Genomic DNA, 1,115 nt, shown 5'->3' with positions numbered 1-1,115 from the left:
ACTGGCGATGACTAAGAGAAGCGTGGAAACGCTCGGCTGCTCATTGAGGAGCACAATCGCCCAGTGCGCCCGTTGTGCGGAGCCCGATTTCTCATCCCTGCCCATCTGTAAATTGGCGGTATGCGTGCGCTGGCCGGAGTGACTCTCATTCATCGTGGTCCCCTGAAGAACACTGGTGATCAAAAGGATAAGCAGGATAAGGACCAACCATGCGCCACACACATCCGCCAGTCGCCACGGGGGTGGGCGAAACGAATAACGCGGCCACATACGTTTACGCAAACCGGGGAAACTGAAGAGGAGGACCCAGCAGCCTATGGAAAGGGAGGAGATGCCGATGAAGACCACCGATTCGGGCGGGAGAGCCACAATGTCACGCCTCCAAGCGTCGAATTTGCCGCAGACCGATGATGACATAGGCCGCACCAGAATAAACGGTCAAAAGGAGCGTGCCATATGTGAAAATGACCAGGAGTGTCCACAGCCCTGGATCTTTTGCCGGGGTGGCTCCACGATCAAGGTAGAGAAAAGCCACAATGGCCAGAATGCACTGAAACGCCATCTTGAACTTCCCCGACCACTTTGCGGAGAAATCCACCGTCTGGCCTTCCAGAAAGCTCCGCAATCCCGTGATCAGCAGTTCGCGGCTGATGATCACGACCACGATCCAGGGATGAAGCCCCCCGGGCGTGTTGAGCATCTTCGGGTCAGCCGCCAGGAACACGAATGTCCCACAGATAATGAGCTTGTCAGCAAATGGATCCAGCACGCGCCCTATAGAGGTCACCTGATGGAGCCGCCGTGCCAGAAAGCCGTCCAACCAATCTGTTCCCGCTGCGACTACGAATAATACCAACGATGGCAGATAACCCAACTGCCTATGAAAAGCGAGCGTTACGAACAGAAAGATTGTCAAAACAATTCGGGCTATCGTGATGGTGTTGGGGATATTCCACCAACTCAATTTTTCACCGGAGGTCTGCAAAGCACGACTATCGCTTCCGCTGTTCATTCCCGACTGTCTCCCTGACATTGTTCATTCTCATTTGTTCCCTGAGTCGCCCCGGGGATTCTCGACCGTAGCGACGCCGGCAGACTGTTTGTTGCTTCCCACG

The 1,115-nt window shown here is 55.0% G+C and carries 2 protein-coding genes; both read right to left on the bottom strand.

Annotation, left to right across the window (positions count from 1 at the left end; genetic code table 11):
- Nucleotides 1-369, bottom strand: a 369-nt coding sequence (locus tag H5U08_RS19540) for a hypothetical protein (RefSeq protein ID WP_297037073.1), incomplete at its 3' end; no start/stop codon positions are given.
- Between the two features lie 4 nt (nt 370-373).
- Nucleotides 374-1,012 carry a CDP-diacylglycerol--glycerol-3-phosphate 3-phosphatidyltransferase gene (gene pgsA / locus H5U08_RS19535; protein ID WP_297037070.1) on the bottom strand — a complete coding sequence of 213 codons (639 nt, stop codon included), beginning with the start codon at nt 1,010-1,012 and terminating at the stop codon, nt 374-376.
- Nucleotides 1,013-1,115 lie beyond the last annotated feature (103 nt).

This window comes from Thermogutta sp. (assembly GCF_014359955.1).
GTDB lineage: Bacteria > Planctomycetota > Planctomycetia > Pirellulales > Thermoguttaceae > Thermogutta.
This window is presented reverse-complemented; position numbering and strand designations above follow the sequence as displayed.

Coding starts and splice junctions, on each gene's coding strand:
- pgsA (WP_297037070.1), bottom strand. CDS start 1,012: ATGAACAGCGGAAGCGATAGTCGTGCTTTGCAGACCTCCGGTGAAAAA.